The organism is Arenibacter echinorum, from assembly GCF_003259375.1.
GTDB classification, from domain to species: Bacteria; Bacteroidota; Bacteroidia; order Flavobacteriales; family Flavobacteriaceae; genus Arenibacter; species Arenibacter echinorum.
The window spans coordinates 70,414-94,725 of sequence record NZ_QLLN01000002.1 but is presented as its reverse complement, the minus strand read 5'-3'; the positions used below and the strand labels follow the sequence as shown (position 1 = coordinate 94,725).

The window sequence follows — 24,312 nt, the reverse complement described above, 5'->3', positions numbered from 1 at the left end:
TTAGGCGTAAGGCTGTTTTAAAATATTTGTACTATCTTTTAATTTGATTTAAGTTCAGAAATATGTCATCAATTTTTACGAGAATTATAAACGGTGAAATCCCGTCCTATAAAATAGCCGAGGACGATAATTATTTTGCCTTTTTGGATATTAATCCTAATGCTCCTGGGCATACTTTATGTGTTCCCAAAAAAGAGGTGGACAAACTTTTGGACCTGGACGAGGAAACCTATTTGGGGCTTATGGCCTTTTCCAGGAAAATAGGCTTGGCCATCGAAGCCAGTGTACCTTGCAATAGGGTGGGTCTAACGGTAATAGGCTTGGAAGTTCCCCACGTACATGTACATTTAATTCCTTTGAATGGAATGAGGGATGCCACTTTTCAGCATAAGACAGCATTGACGCCCAAGGATTTTACGGATATAGCGGAAAAAATTAAAGCCAATATTAAATAATCCCTTCCAAGACAATATAAGCCCCGGCAGCAACTACTATTATAAGTAGTAGTGTTAAAATATAAAACAGTGCGGTAAAACGTATGGAGGCACGGTCTGGGGCAATCATTTTTTGGTAATAATCATATACGCGCTCTATGTCCTCCGTCCAGGTTACCGGATAGATCGTAGAACCGCATTTTTTGCATTTAATTTCGTGGGTGATGTCCTTAGTGGTCCTGTCGTATAGTCGACCATATGTATGTCTTTGATAAAAGGTCAACTTTAATTCTTGATTAAAACATTCGGGACAATTGTTTGTTAAATCCGCTTCCTTAATTACAACTAATTTCTCCTTTGCCATCACCTTAATTTTTAACTTTAAATGTAATTTGCATTATGGTACCGTCCTTTGTGGATGTCAGTACTTTAATTTTGCCTTTGTGGTATTCTTCCACAATTCTTTTTACCAAGGAGAGCCCTAAGCCCCATCCCCTTTTTTTAGAGGTGACCCCTGGATTAAATATGGTCTGAAAATTCTTTTTTGGTATGCCACTGCCTGTATCGGAAATTAGGACTTTGACCCAATTTCCGTTGGGAACTATTTCAATGGCAATACTACCCTTGCCCCTCATTGCATCTATACCGTTCTTTACCAAGTTTTCAATGGTCCAATTGTACAAAGCCTTGTTTAAAAGCACTGGTACATGGTCCACTTGTGAATTAAAAGAAAAGTGAATGAGTTTGGAGCTCCTTAATTTTAAATAATCGTATGCATTTTTTGTTTCTTCAACAATGTCGTACTCATTAAGAATGGGTAGGGAGCCAATTTTTGAGAAACGTTCCGTTATAGTTTCCAATCGGCTAATATCTTTGTCAATTTCCTTGGTAATTTCTGGATTGATATTTTCGGCCCGCAATAATTCGTTCCATCCCAGGAGCGAGGAAAGGGGGGTTCCTATCTGGTGGGCTGTTTCTTTGGCCATTCCGGCCCAAAGTTTATTCTGTTCAGATGTTTTATTGGTCTTGAACAAAAAATAGATTACCGTTCCAAAAAGGAAGATAATCAATAAAAGGGCAATGGGGTAATACTTTAACTTGGTGAGTACCTCGGAATTCCCGTAATATAGCGTGGCCAAATTTTCTCCTTTGTATTCAATGGAGATAGGTTTGTTTTCCGCCTTGAATTTATTAATTTTTCCGCGGATAAAAGCGGTGTCCGTTTTCTGGATCCCCGGCATATTGTTCACTTTTATGGTACTGTCCTTGTTGACTAGTATCATGGGAGTGGAGGTATTGTTCTGAAAGATTTTGATGTGTAGGTTGCCTGGGTCGGCGTCAACCGGAAGGGATAAAAATTCAGACTGTGCCGTGGCCCAAATTTCCATTTTATGGCGTTCTTCTTCCTTAAACTTCTTGAAAAAACTGTTGGTGTTCCATAGAATTAAGCTCACAATAGCAAAGGAAGCTATTAATAACAGAAGGTTCGAAGTTTTCTTTTTAGGACTAAAATCCATCCAACTAAAAATTATACTTAAAGATAACGCAATTTGGACAAAGATATTCTATTTTGATATCTACCTCTTTATTTCATTTTGCCTACATTTTATGTACCTTTACCTGCTATGAAAAAAATGGTTTCCATCACGGCCTCAGAAGTACCCACAGCTAGATTACATGGGTATTTATTGGGTGCCGTTGGACCAAGACCTATTGCTTTTGCCAGTACCGTTGATGGGAAGAATAGACCTAATTTATCGCCTTTTAGCTTTTTTAATGTCTTTAGTTCCAATCCGCCTATTTTGATATTTTCTCCCTCCCGAAGAGTGAGGGACAATAGTACGAAGCATACCTTGGACAATGTATTGGACAATATGGAGGTGGTAATCAATGTAGTGAATTATAATATGGTGCAACAAATGTCCCTGGCAAGCACAGAGTACAGGGAGGGCGAGAACGAATTTATCAAATCAGGTTTAACAATGTTGCCTTCAGATTTGGTAAAACCTTTTAGGGTGGCGGAATCACCAGTGCAGTTTGAGTGCAAGGTCGTTAAGGTAGAACCATTGGGAAAGGAGGGTGGTGCTGGCAACCTTATCTTTTCAGAAGTGTTGAAAATTCATGTAGATTCCGATATTTTGGATGAAAATGGGAATATTGATCAATTTAAAATAGATCAAGTAGCCAGGATGGGGGGCAATTGGTACAGCAGGGCCAATATGGGATTGTTTGAAGTGCCCAAACCGGTTTCCAATTTAGGAATTGGCGTTGACCAAATTCCTGAACATATTCGGTTGAGCAATATCCTTACCGGCAACGATTTGGGAATGTTGGGTAATATAGAAAAATTGCCAACCCAAGCAGAGGTGAGGCAGTACGTTGATAATAATGTAGATTTAAGGTCCATATTGAGTTCAGGTGATGAAGCTTTACTCCATTCAAGGGCCCAAGAGTTGTTAAAGACTAAGGATGTGCTCTCTGCTTGGAAGGTTTTATTGGCCGAGATACCCTCATAGAAGAATTAACGTGAGGTGTATAACATGAATTATTTAGATTGAAATAAGGATAGGGAGTAAAGTAGATTGATGCCAAGCAATATTTTAGGAGCGGAACCCTTAAAAACTAAGATGCGATATTTTGTTTTAGGTGTTCCTGATCAAAATGCTTAATATTGACAAAAAAAGAATACAAAGTAGAATTATATAAATAGCAAAATGGAAGTACAAGGGAAAATTAAAATGGTAGGTGAGACCCAAACATTTGGGAGCAACGGATTTAGAAAGAGAGAAGTAGTGGTGACTACGGAGGAACAGTATCCACAACATATTATGGTAGAGTTTGTACAGGATAAATGCGACCTTTTAAATAATTTTGGAGCTGGCCAAGCTGTAAAAATAAGTATTAATCTAAGAGGTAGGGAATGGGTAAACCCACAGGGCGAGACCAAATATTTTAATTCCATACAAGGTTGGAGAATAGAAAGTTTACAGGATGAAGCAAATGCTCCAGGGATGCCTCCGGTACCACCAATGGATGCTTTTGAACCAGCGGATGATATAAATGACGATGATCATGACGATTTGCCATTTTAATTAGTGGTCAAAAATTTTATGGAGCATAATTATACCCGTTTTTAACGGCGGTGTAATTTCAAAAAAAGGAAAACCTATTCAGTTTGTAACCGAATAGGTTTTCTTAATTTTAGGATCCAAAATCAACTTCAAAATGTTTCTCCTTAATCATCGTTTACTGTTTCCGGATATAGAAAAAGCCGATGATGACGGATTATTGGCTGTGGGGGGCGATTTGTCCCCAGAGCGACTGCTTTTGGCCTACAAGAATGGTATATTTCCATGGTTTAATGAGGATTCCATGATTCTTTGGTGGAGCCCGGATCCACGAATGGTATTATTTCCAAACAAAATAAAGATTTCGAAAAGTATGGCCCAAGTTATAAAATCCAATAAGTTTAGGATTACTTGGAACACCAGGTACGAAGAAGTTGTTGATGCATGTTCTGCCATAAAGCGTAAAGGGCAGGATGGAACTTGGATTACCCCTGAAATGAAAAGCGCCTACTTAAAATTACATCAAATGGGAATTGCAAAGTCCATTGAAGTATGGGAAAACGATCTTTTGGTAGGAGGCCTTTATGGAATAGACCTTGGAAATGTATTCTGTGGAGAAAGTATGTTCAGTAAAAGGAGCAATGCCTCCAAATTCGCTTTTATCAGCTTGGCCCAGGAGTTGCAGCAAAAAGAATATAAACTTATCGATTGTCAGGTGTACACGGCACATTTGGAAAGCCTTGGTGCTGAGGAGATTCCTAGGAAACAATTTATCGAAATTTTAAAAGGTTAGCTGGATAAATTCCTATCGACGCATCCTTAATATAATGTGAGTTCGATTGATTTTAAGTGTTATTGAGTTGTATAGGCAAATGTCTCTGTCTCCTCGAGCGCAGTCGAGAGGTTTTAGAAAATTCTATCTTTAAATTGAGGTCTCGATTACGCCTGTTTTCCGACCAGGCATGCTGGACAGGTCAAAATCATCTTAATATAGCACCCTATCATAATTGGCCGGTAAGGCCAGTGTAGTTTTCATCAAATTTCCCTCAGCATCAAATATCGCTATATAGTCTTCCTTACGATCCGCCTTTTTGCCGCGTAACATTAGTTTGTAGGTGTTATTGGGCAATATCAGATTTTGAAAGGTGTTTTTTAGAACATCCTCAGAGGACCCAAGATAGCGTTGTTGGATATATTTGATTTTTATTTTTTTGAAATTCTCTTTTAGATATGAATCTATATTGGCATAGGCATCCGTTGGGATGTCAACTTCCTTTACCATGAATCCCGTATTTTGAAGCGCTCCCTTTTCGTTGTAATTTATATGGTAATGCATTTTCCCTTTCTTAAATTTTAGGGTATAGGTAATTTTGGAGGTGTCCACTTCTCGGTAGTACCTTATGTGTTTGGTGTTCTCCAAGGGCAGCTTGTCTATGTCAATAGCAGGAAATTGCGATTTTTTTATCCGATGCTCCCGTTCCAATTTTGTTTGGGAAAAACATTGTAAGCCGAGCATCAATAATAGCATTAAGGTTATATAGCTATACTTCATTATATCTAAAACAATTTAATTCGTGATCGTTTACCATGCCGGTGGCCTGCATATGGGCATAAATAACGGTGCTTCCCACAAATTTGAACCCCCGCTTTTTTAAATCTTTGCTTATAGTGTCGGACAAAGGGGTATGCGCCGGGGCTTTTTTATAATCCCTATGATTGTTCTTAATGGGCTGGCCATCAACAAATCCCCAGATATAATTACTAAAACTACCAAATTCCTTTTGGACGGCAATATAGGCTTGGGCGTTGGTAACAGTGGCCCTTATCTTGAGCTTGTTCCTAATAATTCCGGCATCCTGTAACAAGGATTCAATTTTCGATTCCCCGTATTTAGCTATTTTTTTGTAATCAAAATGATCAAATGCAAGTCTAAAATTCTCCCTTTTTCTCAAGATGGTAATCCAGCTTAAACCGGCCTGGAAGGTTTCCAAAATTAAAAATTCAAACAGTAGGTCATCATCTTTTAGGGGGACTCCCCATTCTTCGTCGTGGTACTTTTCGTAAAGTGCATCGCCCTTACACCAGCCACATCTATGTTTTTCCATTTTTAATATTCAAACTTTTTTTAAAGATAAAGAAACCTTGATTTTAATGATGGGATTTACCTACTTTTTGTTTTTGGATTTTTTTACGGGGTTTCTGGGCAAGACCTCTTCTGGGAAGGGAAATAGGATGGTAGAATTTTTTTCTGCCGCAATATTGGATAGGGTTTGGTAGAGCCTTAGTTTTATAGCGGAAGGCGACTGATCTATCAATTTACCCGCTTCCAATAATTTGCCTGCGGCCTGCTCCTCGGCAAGGGCCAAGATAATTCGAGCTCTTCTGGATCTTTCCGCCTCTGCCTGGTTGGCCATCATACGCTTCATGTTTTCAGGTAATTGAATGTCCTTAATTTTGACATCGATAATTTCAATACCCCATTCTTTGGTCTCCAATTCAACTATGGCCTTGATATTTTTTCCCATTTCCTCACGCTTGGAAAGGATGGTGTCCAATTCTACCTTTCCACAAACATCCCTTAAGGCTGCTTGGGCCAATTGGGTAATTGCAAACCTGTATTCTTCCACTTCCAGAACGGCTTTTTCAGGATTGTTTATTTTAAAGAAGACCACGCCATCAATACTGCAGGGAACATTGTCCTCTGTCATTACTTCTTGGGAAATTATATTTATAGTGATAACCCGAATATCCACGGTTTGTATTGTCTCCACTAAGGGAATAATCCACCTAAAACCTGGTTGCAGCGTTTTTACATACTTGCCAAACCTAAATTTAAGCGCTCTTTTGTACTCGAAAATAATGCGTATGCCAGCTAATAAAAACAATAAAATAATAATGCTGAGAATGAAAGGTGGTGCCATGATAACTGTGGTTTATAATTAGTAATAAACTCCTATAAAATTATTTGGACATAAAGGACAATTAGTTACTACTTTCTATTGGCCATAGTCAACATCAGAAAAGAATTATAAAACTCTATTTCTGTAAAGTACAGATTCACTTAAAGTTACGAAAATTACGAAGCAGCCAAAAATAAAAGTTCGCTTAAGTTGATTTGCATAAAATGGCAACGATTATTTATTTATCTTGAAGCTATCACAATAATGATTCTCTATGGAAAAATGGCCGATAATCTTTGTATGTGCATGTTTTTTTATAACCATTGCCTGTTGTTCCCAGGATACGGAAGGAGGACATGAGAAATGGGAATATGTGTTGGAAGATACCGGAGACGTCCTCCAATTGGCACTGCCGTTAACTGCCGGTCTCATGACATTGATTAATAAGGATTACAAGGGTACCAAAAAACTGGCTTTCTCTTATGGCACTACCTTGGCATTGACCTATTCCCTAAAACATTTCACGAAAAAAGAGAGACCTGAAGGCAGAAAGCTATATGATTCCTTTCCTTCCGGTCATACTTCATCCGCCTTCTCTGGAGCATCATTTATACAGCGCAGATATGGTTGGAACTATGGTATCCCGGCCTATCTTCTGGCAAGTGTTGTTGCGGTTAGTAGAACGGAAGCCCCGGACGGTTACCATGATTTTTGGGATGTATTTGCCGGTGCTGCCATTGGCATTGGTAGCACTTATATTTTTACAAAACCATATAAAAAGGAACAAATGTCTCTTGGTTTTTCCAATTATCAAGATACCTATACTTTAAGTTTTTTGTATAAATTTTAAATTATTATTAAAAAGGATATTAATTTTTTGGTTGATATAGTATATTTAAGAATTGTATACAACTAAATACCAAACCAATACTATGCCTTTACTTATTGTTATTTTAGGATTATTTCTCCTCTTTTTACTCATTGCCAAATTTAAACTTAACGCCTTTATTGCTTTCATAATTGTTTCGCTTGCCGTGGGGATAGCGGAAGGCATGGATCTGGAGAAGGTGGTAAAATCCATTGAACACGGAATTGGCAATACCCTCGGTTTCTTGGTAATGATTTTAGGATTAGGGGCCATGTTGGGCAAGCTGGTGGCAGATAGTGGTGCCGCGCAACAGATAACGACTAAGTTGGTGGCCAAATTTGGTGTAAAAAATATTCAATGGGCCTTGGTGTTGACCGGATTTATTGTGGGCATACCTTTGTTCTATGAGGTTGGTTTTGTGATTTTGGTTCCCTTGATTTTTACTATTACCGCCTCAACAGGCTTGCCGTTATTGTATGTAGGTCTTCCAATGTTGGCGTCTCTATCGGTAACACATGGCTATCTCCCGCCTCACCCAGCCCCAACAGCCATCACAGCAATGTTTAATGCCGATATGGGAAAGGTACTGCTATATGGCATTATCATTGCCATTCCGGCCATCGCAGTTGCCGGTCCGTGGTTTTCGCGTACCATTAAAAATGTTGAGGCCACTCCCTTGAAGGATTTTGTAAACCCTACTGTTTTAAAGGAAGATGAAATGCCGGGAATAAACATCAGTATTTTTACCGCCCTCCTTCCTATTATTTTGATAATGTTTTCTACAGTAGCTGATCTTTTTTTCCCTAAGGATTATGGATTTATGCCTGTTGTCAATTTTATAGGAAATCCTGTAATCGCCATGTTGGTTTCAGTATTGGTAGCCATTTATACCTTGGGCTTGGCCAGAGGCAAACGGATGACAGAGGTTATGGCGTCTATGGCCAGTTCAATCTCAGGGATTACCATGGTACTACTCATTATAGCAGGTGCCGGGGCACTTAAGGAGGTTTTAATAGATAGTGGTGTAAGTTTGTATATCGCCGATAGTTTAAAGGACTCCAGTGTTTCGCCGCTATTGTTGGCTTGGTTTGTGGCCACGGTTATTAGGGTGTGTGTGGGCTCGGCAACTGTTGCCGGACTAACAACTGCAGGCATAGTAATGCCCCTTATAGGTGCTACCGGGGTGAGTCCGGAATTAATGGTGCTCGCCATAGGTTCTGGGAGTTTAATGCTTTCCCATGTGAACGATGGAGGATTCTGGTTGTTCAAGGAATATTTTAACCTTTCCATTAAGGATACTTTAAAAACATGGACGGTTATGGAAACCACCGTGGGCGTAATGGGATTGATAGGAGTAATGATTTTGAGTTTATTTGTTTAATTAAAGTGTCAATTATGAGTAGTTCACCCACAGAAAAAATTAAGGAATTAGGATTGGTTTTTCCCCCGGCCCCAAAACCAGCCGGAGTTTATAGGCCTATTTTGGTAGTAGATAAGTTTTTATATGTTTCGGGCCAGGGTCCAATTCAAAATGACGGATCTTTAATAATCGGGATAGCAGGTTTTGATATGAATGCCGATGAAGCCAAACAGGCAGCAAGACAGGTAGGCCTTACTATGCTTTCCACAATTATGACTCATTTTGGGAGCTTGGATAAGATAAAACGGGTAGTAAAGGTTCTGGGGATGGTAAATTCCACTCCAGATTTTGGAAAACAACCCTTTGTAATAAATGGTTTTAGTGAATTGATGGCAGATGTTTTTGGACAAGAAAATGGTATTGGCGTACGCAGTGCGGTCGGGATGATGCTACCAGACAATATTCCCGTAGAGGTAGAGGCCATGTTTGAGCTTCATTGATGTTAAACCCAATACAATAATGAACAAGGATTGGTATATAATTAAGGATCCAGAGGATATAATTACCCCTGCCCTTCTGGTTTATCCGGAGCTTATAGAAAAAAATATAAGGACCATGATAGCCATGGCCGGTGGTATCCACAACCTTAGGCCACATATAAAAACACATAAAACCGCAGAGATTGTTCAGCTACAGTTAAAGCATGGCATTCAAAAATTTAAGTGTGCTACCATTGCCGAGGCCGAACTTCTGGGAAATTGCGGTGCAAAGGACATATTGCTTGCATTACAACCGGTAGGTCCCAATATAGACCGATTTTTTAGACTGATTTCGGAATTCCCCAATTGTATATTTTCTGCAATTGTTGATAGCGCCCAGATTGTTGAAAAAATCACTAAAATTGCTAGGGACGAAGGCATTTGTGTCTCACTTTGGTTGGATATAAATAGTGGGATGAATAGATCTGGTATTCTGCCCAATGCCGAGGCTATGGAATTGTATAAAAAAATATTCAAGGACCCCAACTTAGAGGCCGCAGGCTTACACGTGTACGACGGCCATATCCACAACAAAGACCTGTTTGAAAGAGAGCAAAAATGTAATGAAGATTTTGAAGCGGTTTTGGATTTGAAAAATTCCTTGGAAAAACAGGGTTTCCCTATTCCCACCATTGTGGCCGGGGGTTCCCCAACCTTTCCCATTCATTTAAAGCGCGAAGGGGTGGAAACTAGCCCAGGAACTACGCTTTTATGGGATGCTGGTTATGCTGCCTCCTATAAGGACATGGATTTCCTACCGGCAGCTGTTTTATTGACCAGGGTGATCAGTAAGCCAAGCTCCAATTTGGTATGTTTCGATTTGGGACATAAACACCTGGCTTCAGAGATGAATTTTCCAAGGGTACTTTTGTTGGAAGGGGAAGGTTGCACCCAAGTAGGGCAAAGCGAAGAGCATTTGATTGTGCAATGCCCCAATGATGAAATGTTTGCAGTAGGAGACACCGCCTATGCCATTCCGGTACATATTTGCCCAACTGTTGCCAAGTATAAGGAAGTCCTAACGGTAGTTGATGGGAGCTTAACCGGTGCCTGGCAGGTAGCCGCAAGAAACCTTAAAATAAATATATAAACCTCTCCTTTATAAGGACCAATAATTATTGGTTGGGCCTACAGTTGGGATAAATTTAAAATTATGTTCGTATTTGATGCCCATTTGGATCTGGCTATGAATGCCATGGAATGGAATAGGGATTTAACATGGACCGTGGCCGATATTAGGGAAAGTGAATTGGGCATGACCGATAAACCGGATAGGACCAATAATACGGTGTCTTTTGATGCAATGCGCAAGGGAAATATTGGTCTATGTATGGCTACCCAAATAGCTAGATATGTAAAAAAGGAAAACCCCTTGCCCGGATGGAACTCTCCTCATCAGGCCTGGGCCCAGACCCAGGGACAATTGGCTTGGTACAAGGCCATGGAAGAAATTGGGGAAATGGTCCAAATTAGGAATACAGAACAATTGAATGCGCATTTGGAGCTATGGGAAAATGGGATGGACAAAAAGCCGATCGGCTATATACTTAGTTTGGAAGGGGCAGATTCCATAATTACCCTAGATCATTTGGAAAGATCTTATGAACAGGGTTTAAGGGCCATTGGACCGGCGCACTATGGCCCCGGCACCTATGCGCATGGTACGGATTCGGTTGGAGGGATTGGACATAAAGGGAAGGAGCTTCTAAAGGAGATAGAACGATTAAACCTAATACTGGATGCTACACATTTATGCGATGTAAGTTTTTGGGAAACCATGAAGGTTTACAATGGTCCGGTCTGGGCAAGCCACAATAACTGCCGAAAATTTGTGGAGCATAACAGACAATTTTCTGATGAACAAATAAGGGAACTTATAGGTAGGAATGCAGTAATTGGAATAGCCCTGGATGCTTGGATGATGGTCCCTGATTGGGTTCGAGGGGTTTCAACACCTGAGAGAATGGATGTTACCCTTACACAAATGATAAACAACATAGACCATATCTGCCAGTTAGCTGGAAATTCCCTGCATGTTGGGATAGGGACCGATCTGGATGGAGGCTTTGGGAAAGAGCAATGTCCAACCGACCTGGATACAATCACAGACCTTCAAAAGGTTCCTAAGCTGCTTTCAGAAAGAGGCTATTCGGAAGTTGATATTGAAAATATAATGAGCAATAATTTTATTCGGTTTCTAAGAAAGGTTTGGGGTAATTGATTGGTTTGTTTGCCAAATTTAATATCTCTTTTCCCGAACAACATTGGCTTGATATTCACCTGGGGAAACATTTTTCTTTCTCTTGAATACACGGTTAAAATAAGATCTACTTTCAAACCCGCATTCCATAAAAACTTCTTTTATGGTGCGTTTTGGGTCCTGCAAAAGGCTAACGGCCAGTTTAATTCGTTCATTATTAATGAATTCCACAGGAGAAATGCCAAGTTCATTTTTAAAGACCCTGTAAAAATGGGACTCGCTCATATGGGCCTTTTTGCTCAATGTTTCAATACTTAGAGGCTGGTAAATGTTTTCCCTAATAAAGGAGACTATATACCCTAGCCTGCTGGTGTTGCTGATTTCCAGTGTTTGTTCCGTGTAAATTTTGCGCTCATTGCTCTGTAGTATCCGCACTATCAATTCGCTTAGCATATTGTCTACAAAAAGGTCTTTGGAGGGATGATTCTCTGTGAATAGAAAAAGCAATCGCTGTAAAATCTGATAGAGACCAATATCATTGGTGAAATGAAAATTATAATCCATCAAAGCCCATTCCTTGCCATCCAATTTGGGCATGGTTTCATTCATTACCCTTAACATCTGCTTTATTTTATCTTCAGAAATGGCCATGGCCAGGCAACGGGTAGGGTTGCTGGCCTTTGCTTCGGGAAAATCAATACACATTACTTCTTTGGATGGCAGTATTAGCGACTCACCGGGTAAGAAGTTAAAGGACTCATGGTCCCTGAGATGCATAATTTTCTTGCCACTTAGCATACTTGCCAGTACGGGCTGGTCAAATTGGAGCAATATTTGTTCCGCCTGCTGATGGGTTTCAAAAACGTGCATGGCAGCATTGTTCAACGTATAGGTCGTTTGATTCTCGACCAAAGTTTCCAATTTCCTATTATTAAAGTAAGCGTTGGACAGCTGCATCACGGACTTGTTTTAATTGTCATTAATTATAATTCTACGAGCTTATTTTAATAAAAATACAAAATTAATGCCGTCAAATTAGGATATAGGCAATTATTGATAGGATAGTTCATGTTATTGATAGGATGGGTCAGAATTTTAACAAAAACGCTTCATACATTTGAAAACAAGCCACTTACACTTACGATATGGCTCGGCCAATGGCGATTGGCAAAATGAAATTTAATATTAATTAAAAATATACGATCATGGGAGATGTAAAGACCACAGCACAGAACAGGGTTGAAAGACCAGTATTTAAAAGTCAGTATGAAAACTTTATTGGGGGTAAATGGGTTTCGCCCACCAAAGGGGAGTATTTTGATAATATCTCACCGGTGGATGGCAATAGTTTTACGAAAATAGCACGATCTACCGCAGAGGATATTGAACTGGCGTTGGATGCCGCATGGGCTGCAGCCCCGGAATGGAATAATTCCTCAGCGGCGTCCAGGAGCAATTTGTTATTGAAGATTGCGGATATCATGGAACAAAACCTAGAAGTCTTGGCACGGGCCGAAACCTGGGACAACGGTAAGCCAATTAGGGAAACCATGGCAGCCGATTTGCCTTTGGCCATAGATCATTTTCGCTATTTTGCGGGGGTCATACGGGCAGAGGAAGGCACGGCTAGTGAACTGGATGCCAATACCCTTTCGTTAAACATTCCGGAGCCTTTAGGAGTTGTTGGGCAAATTATTCCTTGGAACTTTCCACTGCTTATGGCCGCTTGGAAGGTGGCACCTGCACTGGCTGCTGGAAACTGTGTAGTTTTAAAACCAGCAGAACAAACCCCAGTGGGTATTCTTGTGTTAATGGAACTTATAGAAAATGTATTGCCGGGTGGTGTGCTCAATGTGGTGAACGGATTTGGTATTGAGGCAGGCAAACCTTTGGCTTCCAACCCAAGGATCAATAAGATTGCATTTACAGGTGAGACTACTACAGGCCAACTTATTATGCAGTATGCCTCCAAAAACATAATCCCTGTTACCTTGGAATTGGGAGGTAAATCGCCCAACGTATTTTTTGAAAGTATTATGGAGGCGGATGATGAATTCTTCGACAAATGCTTGGAGGGAGCCGCAATGTTTGCCTTTAATCAAGGCGAAGTTTGTACCTCTCCATCCCGTATCTTGGTACAGGAAAGTATTTATGAAAAATTTATTGAGCGGGTTGTAGCCCGTACCAACAAAATTAGGTTGGGACATCCGTTAGATCCTGAAACCATGATGGGCGCCCAAGCTTCCAATGATCAATATGAAAAAATACTGAACTATATTAAAATAGGAAAAGAGGAGGGCTGTGAAGTGCTTACGGGAGGTAGTGCCGCCTACAATGAAGGTTTGGAAGGAGGTTACTATATTCAGCCTACCATTCTAAAAGGAAACAATAAAATGAGGGTCTTTCAGGAAGAGATCTTTGGCCCAGTTGTATGCCTAACAACCTTTAAGGATGAGGCCGAGGCCATTGAGATTGCCAATGACACTTTATATGGACTGGGAGCCGGAGTATGGACAAGGGACACTCACCAGGCTTATAAGGTAGCAAGGGCCATTAAAGCCGGTAGGGTATGGGTAAATAGCTATCATACGTATCCAGCACATGCTCCTTTTGGAGGGTATAAAAAATCCGGTATTGGTAGGGAAACCCATAAAATGATGTTGAACCACTATAGGCAGACTAAAAATATGCTTATTTCCTACGACAAAAAAGCACTTGGGTTCTTTTAAGAATTAAAGTAATGTGATATGGTGAAAAGGGTATTGATTTCAGAAAATGCAAGGCAGGTATTGGAGCAACTAAAGTCCCAGCATGGGGAGCTCATGTTCCATCAGTCTGGAGGTTGTTGTGATGGGTCTTCGCCCATGTGTTTTCCAAAAGGGGAATTAATGCTAAATGAAACCGATGTTTATCTAGGAGATATTGCAAACTGTCCTTTCTATATGTCGAAGGATCAATTTGAATATTGGAAACATACCCAATTGACCATAGATATCACCAAAGGCCGGGGTTCTAGTTTTTCCTTGGAAATACCATTGGGATTGCGCTTTGTTATAAAGTCCCGTTTATTTACAGAGGATGAATTTTCCCAATTGGGTCCGGTGGATACGGTCAAAAATTAAGGAATTCTCCCCTGAATTATTAATGCCGGTTTAAGCTCATGCTTATACCGGTTTTTTTTGTTATTCTGTGAATTTAACAGCATTTTAGTGACACATGGCAAGGTATTTGATATTTTTGTAGCTGATAGGTACCTTAAATGGCTATATGAGAATAGTATTTTTATTTTGCGTTCTATTTCTATTTTCCCATTTGGGTATGTCCCAAACAGACCTCCCTACCACGAATCCTCTGAAAATAGAGGGGGATAGAGGGGTTAGGGAAAATCCAAATCAGGGTACTGCTTTGAAAATGCCATCCATTATTACCTTAAAGCCTACAACTAACCTCAGGGATTCCCTTACCGCCAGAAATGTTAAGATGCTCCCGGACAGGGAATTGGTGCAGGCTGGCTACGGTTTAAAAATAGATCCAAAAATTGGTGAAAAGGAAAATGAGGGCTCTTCTAAGTTTTTTGGGAATATGTATTTGGGCGATATAAAAAGCAATGGAAAATTCGTAGGGATTGTTTGCCGCGACCATGAATATGTAGATGGTGACAGGGTAAGGATATTGCTCAACGATAAGGTAGTGGAACCTAATATATTTTTGACAGGTTCCTTCAAAGGAATTAACTTGGATTTACAGAAAGGTTTTAATAGAATTGATTTCGAAGCTTTGAACCAAGGTACTTCAGGCCCCAATACGGCCCAAGTTAATGTTTATGATGATGAAGGTAAAATGATACATTCCAATATGTGGAATTTATCCACTGGGTCCAAAGCCACCATTATTATCATAAAGGAATAACTCAATAAGTAACACAAACACTGACCAATATGAAAGGATATTACTATTTATTGATCATTAACCTACTGCTTATCCTAATCCCGTATTCCTTAAGATTGCTTAGGAATTCTAAAAGAAATAAGAATTAATTAATAAGCAATTCTACAACAAGTTACCGGATTTTAATTATCATCTCAATAGGTAGGGTTTTTATAATTGAGCATTTCTTTTTTAATTTCAACGTTAAGGGATTTAGAAGAAGATATCATCTTTTCTAAATTAAAACAAACCTCTTAACCCTGTCTTTCGTAAATAATATAAAACACTTTTGATGCGGTTATCATTGTTATTTGTTATTGCAATTGTTTTCTTCGGATGTTCCCAAGAAAGGGAGTTGCCCTCAATTGAACCTTCCATGGACAATATTTTGGAAGCGGAGCCGCCTTCGACCATTTCCAATGAATTGGCTGGACCACATTTAAACGAAACAGGAACATATAATTATTTGGCCTTGGGGGATAGTTATACCATTGGTGCAAGCGTTACCAGTGCAGAAAGCTTTCCAATCCAACTAAAGGATAGATTGGAACAGGGTTTAAAAGTAGCGGTCAATACCGAAATAATAGCCGTTACAGGATGGCGCACAGATAATTTAATGGATGCAATAAATAGGGGAACCTTGTTGCCTTCCTATGACTTGGTAACCCTTTTAATTGGGGTTAATAATCAATATCAAGGCAAACCGTTTAGAATATACACCAAGGAGTTTCCCCAACTTTTGGAACGGGCCATTGTATTGGCTTACGGCAATCCCAAAAATGTTGTTGTAATTTCAATTCCAGATTATGCGTATACCCCTTTTGGAGAAGGTAGGAATTCTGATAAAATTTCCAAGGAAATTGATGAATACAATGCCTTTGCAGAAGCCACGGCTTTGCAGAACGGTGTGCCCTTCGTAAATATTACCGATATAACACGAAATGGATTGTCCAATCCCGATTTAGTAGCAGGGGATGGCCTACATCCTTCCGGGGAGGCGTATAAGCGATTCGTAGATGAATTATATCCGGTAGTACTTCCTGTTTTTGATTAATGATAATTTCCTTTTATTCGGATTTGTGAACAAATCTTAGATTATTTTTCCTTTTTTAATGTTAGCTGTTGGCTATAATAAAGTAGCAACAGAGAAAGTTTTCATGGTTCGCCTACCAATAACTTTAATTACATTTATACCTTACAAATCCCCTCAATCAAAATATAATTCATAATGTCCAATAAAAAAGTTAGTATTCTTACCGCCTTTAAAACAATAATTTGGCCTCGGCGCAATTTGGTTTTTATAGGTCTGTTCTTGATCGTCATAAGCAATGCAGCAAATTTTGTAGGTCCTATTTCCCTAAAATATTTTATGGATGACGTTATTCCCAACAAGGATATGGACATGCTCAAAATATTGGTAGGTGTGGTAATACTATCTATTTTGGTACGTGCAGTAACTTCTTTTTTGTTGACAAAAATATTGAGCGTACAGGCACAATATCTTATCTCGGAACTAAGGGCACAGGTACAAAAGAAAGTGCTTTCGCTCCCGATCCGTTTTTTTGATAATGCAAAATCAGGGGCTTTGGTCTCCCGAATAATGTCGGACGTGGAAGGGGTAAGAAACCTAATTGGCACAGGATTGGTACAATTGGTAGGGGGAAGCATTACGGCCATAGGTGCCTTGATTTACATGTTGTGGATAAGCCCGTCTATGACCTTCTTTACCTTTATTCCTTTAGCCATTTTTGCCTTTATAGCCTTAAAGGCTTTTAAGGTTATTAGACCAATTTTTAGAAATAGGGGAAAAATAAATGCAGAGGTTACGGGGAGGCTTACAGAAACCTTAAGTGGAATTAGGGTTATCAAAGGCTTTAACGCTGAGGAGCAGGAGACCAAGGTTTTTGAGAGCGGGGTGGAACTGTTGTTTCAAAATGTAAAAAAGAGCCTTACGGCAACTGCTTTTATGACAAGTTCTGCCACTTTCTTAATTGGTATTGCCACTACTGGAATTATGGGAATTGGGGGGTATAAAATAATGTACGAAGGCTTGAGCCTTGGGGATTTTTTGTCCTTCACCTTCGTCTTGGGCATCATGATTGCACCAATTGTACAAATGAGCAACATTGGGAGTCAACTTACAGAGGCACTTGCAGGTCTGGACCGTACGGAAGAACTAATGAATATGATACCGGAAGCCAATGAGGAGGAAAGAACAATTGTTCTGGAAAAAATAAAAGGGGATATAGCCTTTAATGATGTTTCCTTCGCCTATGAAGAGGATAAGGACGTATTGCACAACGTTAGTTTTGAAGTGAAGTCGGGCAATGTGGTAGCTCTAGTGGGTAGTTCCGGTTCAGGGAAATCTACCATAGCCGGTTTGGCGGCAACCTTTCTAAATCCCCTTTCCGGGGCCATTACCGTTGATGGTCAGGATCTTTCTAAAGTTGATCTGAGCAGCTTTCGCCGAAACTTGGGAGTTGTTTTGCAGGATGAGTTTTTGTTTGAAGGTACCATAAGGGAAAATATAATGTTCCCAAGACCAAATGCTACTGAGGATGAATTGATAAAAGCTGTTAAGGCAGCTTATGTTGATGAGTTTACAGATAGGTTTGAAAAAGGATTGGACACCCTGATCGGGGAACGTGGAGTGAAGCTTTCCGGCGGACAGCGGCAACGTATTGCTATTGCTAGGGCCGTTTTGGCCAATCCAAAAATTCTGATTTTGGACGAAGCTACTTCCAATCTGGATACGGAAAGTGAAGCCCTGATTCAAAAAAGTTTGGCCACCCTAACCGAAGGAAGGACTACTTTTGTTATCGCCCACAGATTGAGCACCATTAGGAAGGCCAATCAAATACTGGTAATAGAAAATGGTCGTATTGCAGAAAAAGGGACTCATGATGAGCTTATTGCAAAAGAAGGACGTTACTTTAACTTATTTACCTATCAGGCGAGGATTTAAATTCGATTTGCTTAAGACCTGAGTTGATATGAGGGTGCTATTAGTCAGCACCCTATATGTAATGGGTTGCGGGATCCGAGAATACTATTCCCGGGGATGCACATACATTATAATAATTAACTCTCAGGAGCCAACTCCACTTCCAGGCCTTCCAAATCCTCTGTAATATGGATTTGGCAACCTAGGCGGCTGTTGTCCTTTACATTGAAAGCTTCGGCAAGCATGGCGTCCTCATCATCCGACATTTCGGGCAATTGGTGGTCAGATTCTATATAGCACTGGCAGGAGGCACACATGGCCATACCGCCACATATTCCAATGGTTCCCTCGGGGGCAAGTTCGTAGGAACGAACTATTTCCATAAGGTTCATATTCATATCCGTGGGTGCGTCTACCTCGTGTACAACCCCATCCCTGTCCTTAATTTTTATTTTAACATCGCTCATGCCAGAAATATTCTTTTTTGCTAATAGCCAGCAAATTTAAGGGATTTACTTTAGGATTTGGTGGTTTTTTTTAATCAATGGCCTTTACTACAGCCTTGGGAGCTTCTTTTTTGCTGCCATCAAAACCAGATACACCGCCTACGGTGGTATATTTCATAACATATTTTTTGTCCGGGAAAATACGTTGGTAGGCACTTTGGCACATTAGGGTTGCCTCGTGAAAGCCGCAAAGGATCAATTTTAGTTTTCCTGGATAGGTATTTACGTCCCCAATGGCATAAATTCCTGGAATGTTGGTCTGATAGTCGAAAGTGTCCACTTTTATGGCATTCTTTTCAATTTCCAATCCCCAATCCGCTATAGGTCCTAGTTTGGGAGACAGCCCGAACAAGGGAATAAAGTGGTCTATTTCCTTGATGATTTCTTCATCCTGATCCCCGGATTTGTTGATTACAACTGCTTCTAATTTTCCTGATCCTTTTAGGCCCACCACTTCTGCTGGGGTAATAAGGTTTATTTTTCCAAGATTTTTTAACGATTGCACCTTCTCTACAGAATCCAAAGCACCTCTAAACTCATTTCTTCTATGTACCAAAGTTACTTCCGAAGCAACATCGGCTAAAAAGATACTCCAATCCAGGGCAGAATCACCTCCACCGGCAATCAATACTTTTTTATTGCGATATACTTCGGGATCTTTTATAAAATAGGAAACACCCTTGTCTTCATAATCCTTTATTCTGTCTATCAAGGGTTTTCTTGGTTCAAAACTTCCAAGGCCACCGGCTATTGCCACTATTGGGGCATTATGCTGCGTGCCCTTATTGGTAGTTACCAAAAAGGTGCCATCTTCCAATTTTTCGATAGTATTTGCGCGCTCCCCCAAAGTAAATCCGGGTTGGAATGCTTTTATCTGTTCCATAAGATTATTGACCAGATCCCCGGCCAAAACTTCTGGAAATCCTGGAATATCGTAAATAGGCTTTTTAGGGTAAATTTCGGAACACTGCCCTCCTGCTTGCGGTAATGCGTCAATTAAGTGGCATTTAAGCTGTAACAGGCCTGCTTCAAAAACAGCAAAAAGACCGGTTGGGCCTGCACCTATAATCAGAATATCTGTTTTAATCATGGAAAAATGAACTTAAAATAGCTACAAAGCTAAAAAAGGTATTGAGAATAGTTTATGATAAAAGTCAGGTTATTGGACCACATTTATGACCTCTTGTATTTGTGGGGCATATTTTTTTATGGTCATTTCCACGCCACTTTTTAGGGTCATTTGATTTACCGAACAGCCTACACAGGCCCCTTCCAATTTTACCTTAACGGAATTATCATTGTCTATGGAAATCAGGGAAATATCCCCTCCATCACTTTGCAAAAAAGGACGGATTTCATCCAAGGCCTTTTCAACGTTGTTTTTAAGTTCAATCGATGTCATAGTTACTTCTTTTTAACAGCCGAACAACCTGCCATTGTAGTTATTTTAATAGCCTCCGTTGGAGGTAAACTTTTGTTTCTGGCCACCACTTCCTGAACTACATTTTTTGTAATTTCCTCAAAAGCGGTCTCAATTGCGGTTGCCGTTTGTAGTGCCGCCGGTCTTCCTATATCACCGGCCTCCCTGATGCTTTGTACCAAAGGTATCTCCCCCAAAAAAGGAACATTTAAATCTTCTGACAAATGCTTGGCACCTTCTTTTCCAAAAATATAATATTTGTTGTTGGGCAATTCTTCTGGTGTAAAATACGCCATATTTTCTACTATTCCCAACACGGGTACATTTATAGAATCTTGCTGGAACATGGCCACACCTTTACGGGCATCTGCCAGGGCTACTTCCTGTGGGGTACTTACTACCACAGCACCGGTAATTGGTAAAGATTGCATAATGCTTAAATGTATGTCCCCTGTTCCGGGAGGAAGATCCAGCAACATAAAATCCAACTCTCCCCAATGAGCGTCGAAAATCATTTGATTGAGTGCTTTGGCAGCCATAGGGCCTCTCCAGATTACCGCCTGATTTGGTTGGGTGAAAAAGCCAATGGATAAGAGTTTTACGCCGTAGTTTTCTATGGGCTTCATTTTGGATTTCCCTTCAATATTTACGGCCAATGGTTTTTCCTGGGCAACGTCGAACATGATGGGCATGGATGGACCATAAATGTCTGCATCCAATAGACCCACTTTAAACCCCATTTTGGCCAAGGTTACAGCCAAATTTGCTGTAACTGTGGATTTTCCAACCCCTCCTTTTCCGGAAGCGACTGCAATAATATTTTTAATCCCTGGGACTGGTTTTCCTTTTATCTCATTAACCTTGGGCTTGGCAGCGGGGGCATCCACTTTTACGTTCACGGTAATCTTGGCCTTGTTGTATACCTTCTCGTGGATTACCTTCAAAATTTCAACTTCGGTTTTCTTTCTCGCCTGTAAACTAGGGTTGGAAATGGTAATATCAACAACTACCTCGTCCCCAAAAACCATAATATTTTTAACCGCGCCACTCTCCACCATATTCTGTCCTTCTCCGGGCACAGTGATGTTTTCGAGGGCTTTAAGTATGTCTGTCTTGTCTAATTTCATCCTAAACCATTCTTATTCAGTCATTATTAAAACTGATTCTAAATTACAAAGATAGGGCTTAGGAGCGAGATTAGGAAGGAAGGTAATTGAAAAGTAAAATAAGGCAATAAGTATCCTCTATATGTTGCGATTTATGCAATATTATCGGCAATTGTAATCAAGAAAATTGCTTCAATTCCTGCCAGGGATCCCAAAAGTGATTTTCAAAATCCACTATTTGATTATCCACGACTTTTATTCCCTCATTTTCCAATAGCTGCTGCATCAAATTGGTGCCTTCAAAATGATGTTTCCCTGTTAATAGCCCTTTTCTGTTAACTACCCTATGCGCTGGGATATCTCCAATTTTATGGGCGCCGTTCATGGCCCAGCCCACCATTCTGGCACTTCTGGCGGTTCCTAAATATTTGGCAATGGCACCATAGGAGGTAACCCGCCCAAATGGTATTTGCCTGGCCACTGCATATACTTTTTCGAAGAAGTTCTCATTTTCGGGTTTCATCAGGTATAAAAAATACGGATTAAGGTAATCACCAATAATAGCATCATTAAGGCACTTAAGATATAATTGGAATTTTTTGAAAACCTGTTGTTCTTGGTTTCCAATTTGGTAAAATAGACCGTGTACAAATAGAGTACTGTAAAAGTGCCACATCCTGCAGCCAGTATAAAGGTAGCTATATCACGGAATTGGAATTGTATCCATCCTGAAGCGTTCCACATGGCATTCAATCCACTGTAATAAGGGATGGTCAATAAATTTAATGCTGCCAATAATATTCCTTTAAAGAAACTATTTTTCTTGCTTACCTTGACTATTTTAGGTCGATTCAGCTTTTTTTTCTTGGCTTTAACAAAGAAGTAGATGGCAAAAAAAGCGAAGACAATAAGGGCAATTTTTAAAAGTAGGTCTATGATCTCCGGATTTTTGAACAGAAATTTGGAAATCAGTACAGAAATATAGGCCTGAATAATGATCATTGTAGACACCCCCAGGCTAAAAATAATACCATTGGTCTTACCCTTTTCCACACTTATCTTGGCGGCATTCATATTCAATAGGCCAGGAGGAACCGTAGCCATGAAGGCCGCTGAGAAGGTAGCAAAAAAAAGGGTAAGCAAATGCTCCATGGTTTACCTTATTCTAAATTTGATATAGGTTATTGGTTTTCCTTTTTCAAGATACTGTTTTTCATAGAAAGTCTGTATTTCCAACACCTCCTTGGGGCTACCTTCGTTTTTATAGATGTCGTGATTGGCATAGAGCACTTCATAACCTTTACCATGTAAAAGGCCCAAGGTATAGCCATGCATAAATTCACTATCGGTCTTTAGATTTACTGTACCATCTTCCTTTAAAATCAATTTATACTTTTCCAAAAATACATCGTTGGTAAGTCTATGCTTGGTACGTTTATATTTTATTTGGGGATCTGGAAAGGTAATCCAAATTTCGGAAACTTCATCAGGGGCAAAAAGACCGTCAATTAGTTCTATTTGGGTTCTTAAAAAGGCAGCATTGGTTACATTCTCTTCAATGGCCGTTTTGGCACCTCGCCAAAAGCGGGCTCCCTTGATATCTATTCCAATAAAGTTTTTATTTTTGTTTTGCTTGGCCATCCCGATGGTATATTCGCCTTTGCCACAGCCCAATTCCAAAACCAAAGGATTGTCATTGCCGAAAAATTCATTCCATTTTCCCTTTTGTAAAAACGAACCCTTTGTAATTTCTTCCCTAGTGGGTTGAATTACATTTCTAAAAGTTTCATTCTCCTTGAATCGCTTCAGCTTGTTCTTACTTCCCACCGTTGATTTATAATTTAAATTTTGGCAAAGCTAATGAAATCTAAATTTGTTTCTTAGGAAGTGGTCGTTCGTTGTTTAATGTTATCCGTAATTAATGGGGAGGCATAAATTGTAAACGTCGAGCCCAACATTTAACACCAGTTAACCAGCTAATTTTTATAATGAACAGGAAAAGAAGTAAATTAGAGCTATAATCCATATAAATGCAAAAATTAGGACTTCTTTTCTTATTGCTGTTGCAACTTGGTTGTAGTGGCCAGGCAATGGAGAAATTTAATGGCGTAAGTTTTGTTGCCTCTAGGGATAAGGTAGCTCAAGAACATGTAGACGCTGTTAGGAATGTAAACGCTAAATGCGCGGCAGTTATGCCCTTTGGATTTATTAGGGATGCAGACTCACCAGAAATAATATTCGACACTTCAAGACAATGGTTCGGGGAAACAAGGACTGGGGCTAGACAATATATTGACATCTTGCACGTGAATGGTTTAAAAGTAATGTTGAAACCCCAGATTTGGATTTCTAGAGGCGCGTTTACAGGTAATTTAAAAATGAATTCGGAAGTAAACTGGAGGGCTCTGGAGGAGTCCTATCAGAAATTCATTATGGCTTATGTTTCACTAGCGCAGGAAACAAAGGCGGATGCATTTTGTATTGGGACCGAGTTGGAGCAATTTGTTAGTCACAGGCCGGAATACTGGAGGGAACTGATCAAAAAGATCAGGAGTGTTTATAAAGGTAAACTTACCTATGCGGCCAATTGGGACGAATATGGAAGAACCCCGTTTTGGGAAGATTTGGATTTTATTGGGATAGATGCCTACTTTCCGCTGAGCGATGAGAAAACTCCCACCGTGGAGCAATTAAGAAAGGGCTGGCAACCACACAAGGAGAAAATAAGATCATTGTCCGTGGCCAAGAATAAACCCATTATTTTCACGGAATACGGATATAGGAGCAATAATTATACTGCCAAAAAGCCTTGGTTGGTAGACCATAGCCAGGACGACGTAAATCTTGAGGCCCAAACGAACGCAACCAAGGCCATTTTTGAAGAATTTTGGAAAGAAGATTGGTTTGCAGGCGGATTTGTTTGGAAATGGTTTATAGATCATGAAAAGGCCGGCGGAATAAATGACAATCGATTTACCCCCCAAAATAAACCTGCACAAGAGGTAATAAAGAGTTTTTACAATATATATTAAGGCCCCTA

The 24,312-nt window shown here is 39.9% G+C and carries 28 protein-coding genes; 15 read left to right on the top strand and 13 right to left on the bottom strand.

Translation table 11 applies throughout. The features are described 5' to 3' along the window. Window positions 1–62 precede the first annotated feature (62 nt). Window positions 63–455 (top strand): HIT family protein, encoded by a 393-nt coding sequence (locus tag LV92_RS04320; RefSeq protein WP_111622434.1) that lies wholly within the window; start codon window positions 63–65, stop codon window positions 453–455. Here LV92_RS04320 and LV92_RS04315 read toward each other — a convergent pair. Both LV92_RS04315 and LV92_RS04310 read right to left on the bottom strand, forming a co-directional pair. After that, complete coding sequence (locus tag LV92_RS04315; RefSeq protein WP_111622433.1) at window positions 448–798, bottom strand: hypothetical protein; 351 nt, start codon at window positions 796–798, stop codon at window positions 448–450. The two genes, LV92_RS04320 and LV92_RS04315, sit on opposite strands and share 8 nt — an antisense overlap. Window positions 799–802: 4 nt before the next feature. After that, the gene (locus LV92_RS04310; RefSeq protein ID WP_111622432.1) at window positions 803–1,951 is read right to left on the bottom strand and encodes a sensor histidine kinase; all 1,149 of its coding nucleotides are present in this window, start codon (window positions 1,949–1,951) and stop codon (window positions 803–805) included. A 117-nt stretch (window positions 1,952–2,068) separates the two neighbouring features. On the opposite strand from LV92_RS04310, the gene LV92_RS04305 reads away from it, so the two are divergent. From LV92_RS04305 to aat, 3 genes are all read left to right on the top strand, one after another. After that, window positions 2,069–2,950: a flavin reductase family protein gene (locus tag LV92_RS04305; protein ID WP_111622954.1), complete on the top strand. Its 882-nt coding sequence runs from the start codon at window positions 2,069–2,071 to the stop codon at window positions 2,948–2,950. Between the two features lie 198 nt (window positions 2,951–3,148). Then, window positions 3,149–3,526: a DUF3127 domain-containing protein gene (locus tag LV92_RS04300; protein WP_111622431.1), complete on the top strand. Its 378-nt coding sequence runs from the start codon at window positions 3,149–3,151 to the stop codon at window positions 3,524–3,526. A 133-nt stretch (window positions 3,527–3,659) separates the two neighbouring features. Continuing rightward, a complete protein-coding gene (aat, locus tag LV92_RS04295) occupies window positions 3,660–4,295 on the top strand; it encodes a leucyl/phenylalanyl-tRNA--protein transferase (RefSeq protein ID WP_111622430.1) in 636 nt (211 codons plus the stop codon). A gap of 192 nt (window positions 4,296–4,487) precedes the next feature. On the opposite strand, the gene LV92_RS04290 is transcribed toward aat, so the two are convergent. The 3 genes from LV92_RS04290 to LV92_RS04280 are packed head-to-tail and all read right to left on the bottom strand — an operon-like array spanning window position 4,488 to window position 6,423. Continuing rightward, on the bottom strand, window positions 4,488–5,054 hold the full coding sequence (locus LV92_RS04290) for a hypothetical protein (protein ID WP_111622429.1): 567 nt from the start codon (window positions 5,052–5,054) through the stop codon (window positions 4,488–4,490). Then, the gene (locus LV92_RS04285) at window positions 5,044–5,607 is read right to left on the bottom strand and encodes a DNA-3-methyladenine glycosylase I (RefSeq protein ID WP_111622428.1); all 564 of its coding nucleotides are present in this window, start codon (window positions 5,605–5,607) and stop codon (window positions 5,044–5,046) included. Before LV92_RS04285 ends, LV92_RS04290 begins: the two co-directional genes overlap by 11 nt. Window positions 5,608–5,667: 60 nt before the next feature. Next, entirely contained in the window at window positions 5,668–6,423 is a 756-nt protein-coding gene (locus LV92_RS04280) for a slipin family protein (protein ID WP_111622427.1), read from the bottom strand. Window positions 6,424–6,676: 253 nt separating this feature from the next. Between LV92_RS04280 and LV92_RS04275 the strand changes: the two genes are divergently transcribed. The 5 genes from LV92_RS04275 (at window position 6,677) to LV92_RS04255 (ending at window position 11,390) form a co-directional block, all read left to right on the top strand. Continuing rightward, complete coding sequence (locus LV92_RS04275) at window positions 6,677–7,252, top strand: phosphatase PAP2 family protein (protein WP_111622426.1); 576 nt, start codon at window positions 6,677–6,679, stop codon at window positions 7,250–7,252. An 82-nt stretch (window positions 7,253–7,334) separates the two neighbouring features. After that, on the top strand, window positions 7,335–8,651 hold the full coding sequence (locus tag LV92_RS04270; protein WP_111622425.1) for a gluconate:H+ symporter: 1,317 nt from the start codon (window positions 7,335–7,337) through the stop codon (window positions 8,649–8,651). Window positions 8,652–8,665: 14 nt separating this feature from the next. Further along, window positions 8,666–9,130 (top strand): RidA family protein, encoded by a 465-nt coding sequence (locus LV92_RS04265; protein ID WP_111622424.1) that lies wholly within the window; start codon window positions 8,666–8,668, stop codon window positions 9,128–9,130. 19 nt (window positions 9,131–9,149) lie between these two features. Then, on the top strand, window positions 9,150–10,259 hold the full coding sequence (locus LV92_RS04260; protein WP_170126283.1) for a D-TA family PLP-dependent enzyme: 1,110 nt from the start codon (window positions 9,150–9,152) through the stop codon (window positions 10,257–10,259). A 63-nt stretch (window positions 10,260–10,322) separates the two neighbouring features. Then, window positions 10,323–11,390 carry a dipeptidase gene (locus LV92_RS04255; RefSeq protein WP_111622423.1) on the top strand — a complete coding sequence of 356 codons (1,068 nt, stop codon included), beginning with the start codon at window positions 10,323–10,325 and terminating at the stop codon, window positions 11,388–11,390. Between the two features lie 18 nt (window positions 11,391–11,408). Here LV92_RS04255 and LV92_RS04250 read toward each other — a convergent pair whose 3' ends face one another. Next, window positions 11,409–12,326 (bottom strand): AraC family transcriptional regulator, encoded by a 918-nt coding sequence (locus LV92_RS04250; RefSeq protein WP_111622422.1) that lies wholly within the window; start codon window positions 12,324–12,326, stop codon window positions 11,409–11,411. 248 nt (window positions 12,327–12,574) lie between these two features. Here LV92_RS04250 and LV92_RS04245 point away from each other — a divergent pair, with 248 nt between their 5' ends. From LV92_RS04245 to LV92_RS04225, 5 genes are all read left to right on the top strand, one after another. Next, window positions 12,575–14,098: an aldehyde dehydrogenase family protein gene (locus tag LV92_RS04245; RefSeq protein WP_111622421.1), complete on the top strand. Its 1,524-nt coding sequence runs from the start codon at window positions 12,575–12,577 to the stop codon at window positions 14,096–14,098. An 18-nt stretch (window positions 14,099–14,116) separates the two neighbouring features. Then, window positions 14,117–14,491 carry a DUF779 domain-containing protein gene (locus LV92_RS04240; protein WP_111622420.1) on the top strand — a complete coding sequence of 125 codons (375 nt, stop codon included), beginning with the start codon at window positions 14,117–14,119 and terminating at the stop codon, window positions 14,489–14,491. A gap of 145 nt (window positions 14,492–14,636) precedes the next feature. Next, window positions 14,637–15,278, top strand: a complete 642-nt coding sequence (locus LV92_RS04235; RefSeq protein ID WP_111622419.1) for a hypothetical protein — start codon at window positions 14,637–14,639, stop codon at window positions 15,276–15,278. 310 nt (window positions 15,279–15,588) lie between these two features. Beyond that, the gene (locus LV92_RS04230; RefSeq protein WP_245946254.1) at window positions 15,589–16,350 is read left to right on the top strand and encodes an SGNH/GDSL hydrolase family protein; all 762 of its coding nucleotides are present in this window, start codon (window positions 15,589–15,591) and stop codon (window positions 16,348–16,350) included. A gap of 174 nt (window positions 16,351–16,524) precedes the next feature. Then, on the top strand, window positions 16,525–18,261 hold the full coding sequence (locus LV92_RS04225) for an ABC transporter ATP-binding protein (protein ID WP_111622418.1): 1,737 nt from the start codon (window positions 16,525–16,527) through the stop codon (window positions 18,259–18,261). Between the two features lie 116 nt (window positions 18,262–18,377). On the opposite strand, the gene LV92_RS04220 is transcribed toward LV92_RS04225, so the two are convergent. The 7 genes from LV92_RS04220 to trmB all read right to left on the bottom strand — a co-directional run bounded on the left by LV92_RS04220 (window position 18,378) and on the right by trmB (window position 23,099). Further along, the gene (locus LV92_RS04220; RefSeq protein WP_111622417.1) at window positions 18,378–18,707 is read right to left on the bottom strand and encodes a 2Fe-2S iron-sulfur cluster-binding family protein; all 330 of its coding nucleotides are present in this window, start codon (window positions 18,705–18,707) and stop codon (window positions 18,378–18,380) included. 70 nt (window positions 18,708–18,777) lie between these two features. After that, window positions 18,778–19,836 (bottom strand): NAD(P)/FAD-dependent oxidoreductase, encoded by a 1,059-nt coding sequence (locus tag LV92_RS04215; protein ID WP_111622416.1) that lies wholly within the window; start codon window positions 19,834–19,836, stop codon window positions 18,778–18,780. Window positions 19,837–19,905: 69 nt separating this feature from the next. Then, window positions 19,906–20,148 (bottom strand): NifU family protein, encoded by a 243-nt coding sequence (locus LV92_RS04210; RefSeq protein WP_111622415.1) that lies wholly within the window; start codon window positions 20,146–20,148, stop codon window positions 19,906–19,908. A gap of 2 nt (window positions 20,149–20,150) precedes the next feature. Then, window positions 20,151–21,293, bottom strand: a complete 1,143-nt coding sequence (locus LV92_RS04205) for an Mrp/NBP35 family ATP-binding protein (RefSeq protein WP_111622414.1) — start codon at window positions 21,291–21,293, stop codon at window positions 20,151–20,153. Between the two features lie 157 nt (window positions 21,294–21,450). Next, window positions 21,451–21,795: an MGMT family protein gene (locus LV92_RS04200; RefSeq protein ID WP_111622413.1), complete on the bottom strand. Its 345-nt coding sequence runs from the start codon at window positions 21,793–21,795 to the stop codon at window positions 21,451–21,453. Beyond that, on the bottom strand, window positions 21,795–22,424 hold the full coding sequence (locus LV92_RS04195) for a LysE family translocator (protein WP_111622412.1): 630 nt from the start codon (window positions 22,422–22,424) through the stop codon (window positions 21,795–21,797). The genes LV92_RS04200 and LV92_RS04195 overlap by 1 nt, the downstream gene beginning before the upstream one ends. A 3-nt stretch (window positions 22,425–22,427) precedes the next feature. Beyond that, entirely contained in the window at window positions 22,428–23,099 is a 672-nt protein-coding gene (gene trmB / locus LV92_RS04190) for a tRNA (guanosine(46)-N7)-methyltransferase TrmB (RefSeq protein ID WP_111622411.1), read from the bottom strand. 203 nt (window positions 23,100–23,302) lie between these two features. On the opposite strand from trmB, the gene LV92_RS04185 reads away from it, so the two are divergent. Further along, window positions 23,303–24,304, top strand: coding sequence for a glycoside hydrolase family 113 (locus tag LV92_RS04185; protein WP_111622410.1), 1,002 nt, complete (start codon window positions 23,303–23,305; stop codon window positions 24,302–24,304). Window positions 24,305–24,312 lie beyond the last annotated feature (8 nt).